Source organism: Kitasatospora sp. NPDC007106, from assembly GCF_040634455.1.
Classification (GTDB): Bacteria; Actinomycetota; Actinomycetes; order Streptomycetales; family Streptomycetaceae; genus Kitasatospora; species Kitasatospora arboriphila.
Map to the genome: position 1 here is coordinate 1 of NZ_JBEYFP010000439.1, position 4,949 is coordinate 4,949.

General features: G+C 72.4%; 6 protein-coding genes. 4 read left to right on the plus strand and 2 right to left on the minus strand.

Features of this window, described 5'->3' with window-relative positions; all coding sequences use genetic code 11:
• The 4 genes from ABZ641_RS25575 to ABZ641_RS25590 all read left to right on the plus strand — a co-directional run.
• Window positions 1-1,566: pyruvate formate lyase family protein (locus tag ABZ641_RS25575; RefSeq protein WP_359985252.1), on the plus strand; the 1,566-nt coding region annotated here is incomplete at its 5' end.
• 30 nt (window positions 1,567-1,596) lie between these two features.
• Entirely contained in the window at window positions 1,597-2,424 is an 828-nt protein-coding gene (gene pflA / locus ABZ641_RS25580; RefSeq protein WP_359985255.1) for a pyruvate formate-lyase-activating protein, read from the plus strand.
• A gap of 133 nt (window positions 2,425-2,557) precedes the next feature.
• On the plus strand, window positions 2,558-3,004 hold the full coding sequence (locus ABZ641_RS25585; RefSeq protein WP_359985257.1) for a universal stress protein: 447 nt from the start codon (window positions 2,558-2,560) through the stop codon (window positions 3,002-3,004).
• 63 nt (window positions 3,005-3,067) lie between these two features.
• Window positions 3,068-3,742, plus strand: coding sequence for a CBS domain-containing protein (locus tag ABZ641_RS25590; RefSeq protein WP_359985260.1), 675 nt, complete (start codon window positions 3,068-3,070; stop codon window positions 3,740-3,742).
• 337 nt (window positions 3,743-4,079) lie between these two features.
• On the opposite strand, the gene ABZ641_RS25595 is transcribed toward ABZ641_RS25590, so the two are convergent.
• Together ABZ641_RS25595 and ABZ641_RS25600 are read right to left on the minus strand one after the other, a co-directional pair.
• Entirely contained in the window at window positions 4,080-4,319 is a 240-nt protein-coding gene (locus ABZ641_RS25595) for a hypothetical protein (RefSeq protein WP_344622340.1), read from the minus strand.
• 182 nt (window positions 4,320-4,501) lie between these two features.
• A partial coding sequence (locus ABZ641_RS25600) for a glycosyltransferase (protein ID WP_359985263.1) occupies window positions 4,502-4,949 on the minus strand: 448 nt, incomplete at its 5' end.

Genomic DNA, 4,949 nt, shown 5'->3' on the forward strand with positions numbered 1-4,949 from the left:
CTCAAGCGGATGGCGGCGTCCTACGGACATGACGTCTCCGGCCCGGCCACCACCGCCCGCGAGGCCGTCCAGTGGCTGTACTTCGCCTACCTCGCGGCCGTGAAGGAGCAGAACGGCGCCGCGATGTCGCTCGGCCGCACCGCCACCTTCCTCGACGTCTACCTGGAGCGCGACCTCGCGGCCGGGTTGCTCACCGAGGAGCAGGCCCAGGAGCTCGTCGACGACTTCGTCGTCAAGCTGCGGATCGTCCGCTTCCTGCGCACCCCCGAGTACGACGAGCTGTTCTCCGGTGACCCGACCTGGGTCACCGAGTCGATCGGCGGCATCGGCGAGGACGGCCGGCCGCTGGTCACCCGCACCTCCTTCCGGTACCTGCAGACCCTCTACAACCTGGGCCCGGCGCCGGAGCCGAACATGACCGTCCTCTGGTCGCCCGAACTGCCGCAGGGCTTCAAGGAGTTCTGCGCCAAGGTGTCGATCGACACCTCCAGCGTGCAGTACGAGTCGGACGAGCTGATGCGGCCCCGCTTCGGCGACGACACCGCGATCGCCTGCTGCGTCTCGGCGATGGCGGTCGGCAGGCAGATGCAGTTCTTCGGCGCCCGGGTGAACCTCGCCAAGACCCTCCTCTACGCGATCAACGGCGGCCGGGACGAGGTGTCGGGGGCGCAGGTCGGCCCGCGGACGGGCGCCGTCACCTCCGAGGTCCTCGACTACGAGGAGGTGCTCGCCCGGTTCGACGAGCAGCTGGAGTGGCTCGCCGAGACGTACGTGCACGCGCTCGACGTCATCCACTACATGCACGACAAGTACGCCTACGAGCGCCTGGAGATGGCCCTGCACGACCGGGCGGTGCGGCGCACCATGGCCTGCGGCATCGCCGGCCTCGCGGTGGCCGCGGACTCGCTCTCCGCCGTCAAGTACGCGACGGTGCGGCCGGTCCGCGACGGGACCGGGCTCGCGGTGGACTACGTCGTCGAGGGCGACTACCCCGCGTACGGCAACAACGACGACCGGGCGGACTCCATCGCCGTGTGGCTGGTCGAGGAGTTCATGCGCAAGGTGCGCAAGCACCCGACGTACCGGAAGGCGGAGCACACCCAGTCGGTGCTGACCATCACCTCCAACGTGGTGTACGGCAAGAAGACCGGGGCCACCCCGGACGGCCGTCGGGCCGGCGAGCCCTTCTCGCCGGGCGCCAACCCGATGAACGGCCGGGACCGCCACGGATACGTCGCCAGCGCCCTGTCGGTGGCCAAACTGCCGTACGCGCAGGCCGAGGACGGCATCTCGCTGACCAGCACCGTCACCCCCGACGCGCTCGGCCGCACCGAGCAGGAGCGGGTGCGCAACCTCGTCGGCGTGCTGGACGGCTACACCGCCTGCGGCGGCTTCCACATGAACGTCAACGTCCTCGACCGCGACACCCTGCTGGACGCGATGGCCCACCCGGAGAAGTACCCGCAGCTGACCATCCGGGTCAGCGGTTACGCGGTCAACTTCGTCCGGCTCACCCGCGAACAGCAGCTCGACGTGGTCAACCGCACCTTCCACGGCTCGCTGTAGCAGCGGCCCGCCGCACCCTGGGAGCCTGCCATGTCCGAAACCCCCGTTCCCGTGAGGACACCGGGCCGACCCGGGTCCGCCGCCACACCGGCCGCCGCCACACCCGCCGCCGCCGTCACCCGCCGCGAGCCGGGCGGGATGTTCCACTCCTGGGACCTGTCCACCGGCGTCGACGGGCCCGGCACCCGCTTCGTGGCCTTCCTCGCCGGATGCCCGCTGCGCTGCCAGTACTGCCACAACCCCGACACCCGGTACATGCGGGACGGGCGGCGCGTCCTCGCGAACGAGGTCGTCGGGGAGGCCGCCAAGTACGTCGACTTCATCGCCGCCTCCGGCGGCGGCGCCACCGTCAGCGGCGGCGAGCCGCTGCTGCAGTCGGTCTTCACCGGGGAACTCCTGCACCGCTTCAAGCGCGAACTCGGCCTGCACACCGCACTGGACACCTCCGGCTACCTCGGCTCCCGGGCCACCGACGCGCTGCTCGCCGACACCGACCTCGTCCTGCTGGACATCAAGTCGTGGGACCGCTCGCTCTACCGCCGTCTGACCGCCCGCGAGTTGGGGCCGACGCTGACCTTCGCCCGCCGGCTGGCCGACCTCGGCAAGGAGGTGTGGGTGCGCTTCGTCCTCGTCCCCGGGCTGACCGACCGCCCGGAGAACGTCGAGGGCGTGGCCGCCTTCACCGCCTCGCTGGGCAACGTCTCGCGGGTCGACGTGCTGCCCTTCCACCGGCTCGGCGCGGAGAAGTGGCGCGCACTCGGCCTGGAGTTCACGCTCGCCGACACGCCCGTGCCCACCGCCGGGCAGACCGCCGCCGCCCGCGCGGTGTTCGCCGCCCACGGCCTGCACGCCGTCTGAGTCGCCCGCAGGGCGGGACCCCGTGGTGAATCGGGCTGAAGGTCCCGCCCGGACGGGCCCCTCCGGCTCTTCGCCCACAGGGCGCGGTCGGCGGAGAGTGGAGACAACCACCGGAAGAGAGAGGAACACCACCATGACCGAGCAGGATGCGACGCGGCGCAGGATCGTGGCCGGGGTCGACGGATCGCCGTCCTCGGTCGACGCACTGCGCTGGGCCGTCGGCCAGGCCCATGCGGTCGGCGCCGTCGTCGAGGCAGTGATCGCCTGGCAGGATTCCGTGTCCCCCGGGTGGACGGGAGCCGCCGACGCGGAGGGGTTCGCCGCCGGCATCGCGCGCAAGATCCTCGACGTGGCCATCGCCGAGGCAAGCGACCCGGAGCGCCCCGTCTGGATCGGAGCCCGGGTCGTGGAGGGCGGCGCCGTGCCGGTTCTGCTGGACGCCGCGCGCGGGGCCGACCTCCTGGTGGTCGGCAGCCGGGGGCACGGCGGGTTCACCGGCGCGCTGCTGGGATCGGTCAGCCAGCACTGCGTCCAGCACGCGCCCTGCCCTGTGGTCGTGATCCGCCACCCCGAGAACTGATCGGGCCCGACCGTACCGACGCGGCGGCCGTACCGGGTCGCCGGAACCAGAAGGGAAGACCCCATGCGCCACCGCCTCGTAGGCGAGCTGATGACCTCCGCCGTCGTCCACGTACGGCCCGACACCGCCTTCAAGGAGATCGTCCGGCTGCTGGCCGAGCACGACATCACCTCCGTGCCCGTGCTCGACGACGAGGACCGGCCGATCGGTGTGGTCTCGGAGGCCGACCTGCTGCTCAACGAAGCCGCCCGGGAGGACCCCGCAGGACTGATGCTCATCCCGCGGCTGGAGCCCCGTGAGCACGCCCGCAGCCGGGCCACCACCGCCGAGGGCCTGATGACCGCGCCGGCGGTGTGCGCCCGGCCCGAGTGGACGGTGGTCGAGGCCGCCCGGCTGATGCAGAGCAAGGCACTCAAGCGGCTCGCGGTCGTCGACGAGGCAGGACGGCTCGTGGGCATCGTCAGCCGCAGTGACCTGCTGCGCGTCTTCCTCCGCCACGACCGGGCGATCCGCGAGGAGATCCGGTGCGACGTCCTGCGCCGCACGCTGGACATCGACCCCGACACCCTGGACGTCCGGGTGCGCGACGGCCTCGTCACCCTGACCGGCACCGTCGACCACCGCGGCCAGGTGCCGGTGGTGGAGCGGCTGTGCCGCGGCGTGGACGGCGTCGTCGGCGTGAACAGTCTCCTCGATCACCGGCGGGCGGAGACCGGCGTCCTGGGCCCGACCCGCTGACCTGCCCGGCACGGAGAGGTGATGACCGTCCGTCGGCGAACGGCTCGCGGCCCCGGCATCCGACCGGTCGTCGACTCGGTTGCCGTGATCGCCCGCCCCGGCAGGTCGACCCCGGGCGTGTGGTGAGTACGCCGCCGCGCCCCTACCGACACACGGCCCGCGCGGGAGCGAGAGGCGAACCCGCCGGGCCGCGTGCCGTGCCGTCTCCGCCGAGAGGCGGGTGGTGCACCGGTCCGAGACCGCCGGTCATCGTCGGATGCACGGCACCCGACGGGGCCGGCGGTCACATCGTTTCGGACGGCCGCCCGTGAGGCGGGGCGCTCCCCGGGTGGTGGGTCTACCCGACGTCATCGGTCGAGACCTTCTCGTAGTTCGCCAGGGCCAGGCCGAGGGCGAAGAACGTCGGTGCCCACTCGCCGACGAAGATGCCCCAGCGGTCGGCCCGTTCGACTCCGGCCTGTTCCGCCTTCATCGAGATGCCCCAGCTGAGCAGTGACAGACCGATCGACGCGAACGCGGCCGTGTAGGCGTGCTCACTGGTCAGGCCGGCCTCGTGAAGCTTCCGAACGACAGACATGATCTGCTCCTTTCGCGACGTTCTCGCCTCCCACCATCGGAGGTTCCCCCGCCGGCCCGTACTCACAGCGGTCCTGCACCGAGTCGTGGCGGAGCCTTCGTGCCCGGCGGGTCCGCACCCCGGACGGGTCGGTCCGACGTCCTGGCGCGTCGGGCCGCGGCGGTGGCACATGCTGCCGGGCGTCAGGGAACCGCCGTGTAGGCCTGGGCCAGAGACTCCGCCATGGCCTCGACGGAGTAGCTACGGCGAACGGTCCGCCTGGCGCGCGCGGCCAGGGCGTCCAGCTCCGTCTGCGGCGTGGCGCACACCGACAGCAGCCCGGCCCCCAGGGCCGTACCCGAGCCGGTGTCCAGCAGGAAGCCGTTGACCCCGTCCCTGATGTAGTGCGGCACCCCGCCGCGTTCCGGCCCCGCCGCGGCGAGCCCGGCGTCCATGGCCTCCAGTACCGCCAGACCGAACTCCTCCTTGGCACTCGGGCACACGTACACGGCCGAGCCGGCCCGCCCCTCCGCGAGCGCCCGTTCCAGGATGCGCACCTGCCGGTTGGGGAGTGCGGGCCACAGCGCGATCCGCCGCCGGCCGAGCGGCTGCCCGGCGAGGAGCTTGGCGATGGCGTCGCGCACACCGGCC

What these genes read in the sequence shown, in the direction of transcription:
- ABZ641_RS25585 (WP_359985257.1), top strand. Translation starts at nt 2,558, where the DNA reads ATGACCGAGCAGGATGCGACGCGGCGCAGGATCGTGGCCGGGGTCGAC.
- ABZ641_RS25590 (WP_359985260.1), top strand. Translation starts at nt 3,068, where the DNA reads ATGCGCCACCGCCTCGTAGGCGAGCTGATGACCTCCGCCGTCGTCCAC.
- ABZ641_RS25595 (WP_344622340.1), bottom strand. Translation starts at nt 4,319, where the DNA reads ATGTCTGTCGTTCGGAAGCTTCACGAGGCCGGCCTGACCAGTGAGCAC.
- pflA (WP_359985255.1), top strand. Translation starts at nt 1,597, where the DNA reads ATGTCCGAAACCCCCGTTCCCGTGAGGACACCGGGCCGACCCGGGTCC.